Origin of the sequence: Nonomuraea sp. MG754425, from assembly GCF_021699195.1 — a bacterium.
Taxonomy (GTDB): Bacteria; Actinomycetota; Actinomycetes; order Streptosporangiales; family Streptosporangiaceae; genus Nonomuraea.
This window is the reverse complement of sequence record NZ_SSXE01000407.1, coordinates 1-2,966: the sequence shown is the minus strand read 5'-3', so window position 1 is coordinate 2,966 and position 2,966 is coordinate 1. Positions and strand designations below refer to the sequence as shown.

The 2,966-nt window shown below is 71.6% G+C and carries 3 protein-coding genes; 1 reads left to right on the top strand and 2 read right to left on the bottom strand.

What is annotated here, in order from left to right:
• On the top strand, positions 1–398 hold a 398-nt coding region (locus FAF44_RS53065), incomplete at its 5' end, for a hypothetical protein (protein ID WP_237111099.1).
• Here the strand turns inward: FAF44_RS53065 and FAF44_RS53060 are convergent.
• On the bottom strand, positions 391–1,653 hold the full coding sequence (locus FAF44_RS53060; RefSeq protein WP_237111098.1) for a chitinase: 1,263 nt from the start codon (positions 1,651–1,653) through the stop codon (positions 391–393). The genes FAF44_RS53065 and FAF44_RS53060 overlap by 8 nt on opposite strands.
• A 118-nt stretch (positions 1,654–1,771) precedes the next feature.
• The coding region (locus tag FAF44_RS53055; protein ID WP_237111097.1) for a chitinase at positions 1,772–2,966 on the bottom strand (1,195 nt) is incomplete at its 5' end.

Below are 2,966 nucleotides of genomic sequence, written 5' to 3'. Positions count from 1 at the left end.
CGCTGAGCTGGGCGCTGGCGGAGGGCCTGTTCGCGCGCAGGTCGGCGCGGTCGGTGCTGCTGGAGGCGGTGCGCGACGGCTGGCCGATGGCTCCGCCGCCGCGCGTGCTGGCGCTGCCGCGGCCGATCTATCCGCTGCCGCCCGGCGTGGACCTGCTCATCGGCCCGGACGAGCACTGCGACCTGTCGCCGCCCGACCCCGAGCTGGTGACCGCGGCCATGGCCCGGCTGACCGGGGGCGACGCCCCGGCCGCGCCGGACCAGGCTCTGGTGTCCGGGCGGATGCGGCTGCTGGTGGACCACGCCTGGATGCACGAGTACGGCGAGGCGCTGCCGACCTACCGGCCGCCCGGGCTGGGCCTGCCGGTGAAGCCGACCCAGCTCGTCCGCGTCATCTGAGCGCGTCCAGGTAGGTCCGGTGGCTTCGGGAGAACTCCTGCCCGTTGTACCGGTCCCAGTTGATCGACCAGCTCATCAGACCGCGCAGGCCCGGGTAGACCCCTCTGGGCCGGTAGGTCCCGCAGTTGCTCCCCTTGGCCAGGCAGTCGAACGCCTTCTGCACCTCCGCGACGCTCGTGAACCCGTTGCCCGCGTTGACCGAGGCGGGCAGCCCGATGGCCACCTGGTCCTGGCGCAGCGGCGGGAACACGTTGGCCGGATTGCCCATGATCGGGAAGCCGGCCAGCAGCATGTCCGTCATCGCCACGTGGAAGTCGTGCCCGCCCATCGTGTGGTACTGGCCGTCGAGGCCCATGATCGGGCCCGAGTTGTAGTCCTGCACGTGCAGGAGGGTCAGGTCGTCGCGCAGGGCGTGGATGACGGGCAGGTAGGAGGCGCTCCTGCGGTCGGCCGCGCCGTTCGGGCCCGGTCCGTAGAACTGGTGGCCGAGCTGGACGAAGAACGTCTCGGGGGCCATGGTCAGCGTGAACGACGGGCCGTAGCGGCTCTTGAGCGTCCTGAGCGCCGAGATGAGGTTGACGATGACCGGGGTGGTGGGGCGGGCCAGGTCGGTGTCCCCGGGGTCGAGGTAGAGGGAGTGGCCTTCGAAGTCGACGTCCAGGCCGTCGAGGCCGTACCGGTCGATGATCGCGGAGACGGAGGCGACGAACGTGTCGCGGGCCGCCGCGGTGGTGAGCTGCACCTGCCCGTTCTGCCCGCCGATCGAGATCAGCACCTTCTTGCCCTGGGCCTGTTTGGCCCTGATGGCGGCGATGAAGTCGGCCTCGGGTTCGACGTTCGGGCACTCGGCGGCCGGGCACTGGCGGAACCTGATGTCGCCGGAGGTGACGGAGGTGGGCTCGCCGAAGGCGAGGTTGATGACGTCCCACTCGGCCGGCACGTCGGCCATCCGGAGGTAGCCGGATCCGTTGGAGAAGGAGGCGTGCAGGTAGCCGACCAGGACGCGCGCGGGCAGGGTGCCGCCGTTCCCGCCGCCGCTGGTCGTGCTGCCGGTGGCCTCCTGGCCGTAGGCGGAGCAGTTGCCGGCGGCGTCGCAGGCGCGGACCCGGAAGCGGTAGGCGGTGGCGGCGGCCAGCCCGGTCGCCTGGTGGCCGGTGCCGGTGACGGCGACCGGGGCGCCGCCGTCGCCGGCGTCGCCCGAACAGCCCCGGCACCCCCGTGCACCGGGGACGACACGGCCTGCGCACCGGAACACGTCCAGCCGGTCAGACCGCTCTCGAAGCCGGGATTCGTGACGATGTTGGCGGCCAGGGCCGGGGTGGCGGTCAGCCCGAGGGCGAGCGCCACCGCCGGCAGGACGGCGAGCGGTCTTCTCATCCGGTGAACCCCTTGAAGACGCCGGTGAACTCGTAGTTCGACTGCGCGATCCCGCTGCACGTCGGCGACACCCTGCCGTCGGGGCAGCCGCCGTTGTCGCGGGCCGCGGACCAGAACCCGACGAACCCGATGTGGTTGGTGTTGGCCCAGGCGAGCAGCTTGCGGGCGTCGGCCTGCGTGGTCGTCATGCCGGTGTCGTTCTTGCCGATCATCGGGATCACGCCGAACATGCGTCTGAGCTGCGCGTCCGTCTTGGCCGGCCAGACGCCCTTCATCTGGCCCAGCGTGGCCTGGGCGGCGGCGATCATGGCGTCGCCCCAGTTGCCGGTGTAGCCGAAGTTCATCAGCATCGGGTTGACGACCACGTCGAGGCCCTTGGCCGCCGCGTCCTGGAGGATCTGCAGCGAGAACGGGTCCACGCCGTAGTCCTGGCCCTGCACCCGCAGCGTGTAGCTGATGGAGGTGCCGCGCTCGCTCTGGAGCTGCTTGAGTGCGGTGTTGACCTTGTTCACGTCGATGCTGGCCTCGACGTCCACGTCGAGGTGGTTGGTGCCGACGGTGTCCAGCACCTTCTTGTATGCGCCGACGAGCGCGGCGACGCTCCCGCAGACGTGCTCCAGGTACGGTCCCAGCGCGCCGCCGCTGGCCACGATGACCTGGCCCCCCTGCGCCTGGAGCGCCTTGACGTCGTTGACGATGCGCGTGTCGCCGATCGGGATCGTGCCGCCCCAGGCGGGGTTGCAGCCGGTGCTGTCGCCGAGCGCGAAGGCCAGCGTGTAGTTCTTGACGCCGGTCGCGGCGGCGGCGCTCGCGAGGGACGGCGTGCTCATCGTGATGTCGATGTAGGGGGCGTAGCGGATGTCGCCGGCCGGCGGGGTCGTGCCGCCGGTGGTCCGGCCGCTGACCGAGGAGGAGTAGGCCGAGCAGTTGCCCGCGGCGTCGCAGGCGCGTACGCGGAAGGCGTAGGAGGTATCGGGGGTGAGGCCGGTGGCCTGGTGGGTGGTCCCCGAGACGGTGGTGGGGGCGGCGCCGTCCCTGGACACCTCGTAGCGGGTGACGCCGACGTTGTCGGTCGCGGCCGACCACGTCAGCGACAGCGACGAGGACGTGGCCCCGCCCACGGACAGATTCCCCGGCACGCTCGGAGCCTGCGTGTCCGGAGCACCACCAGGGCCGTCGAGCACCACGTCA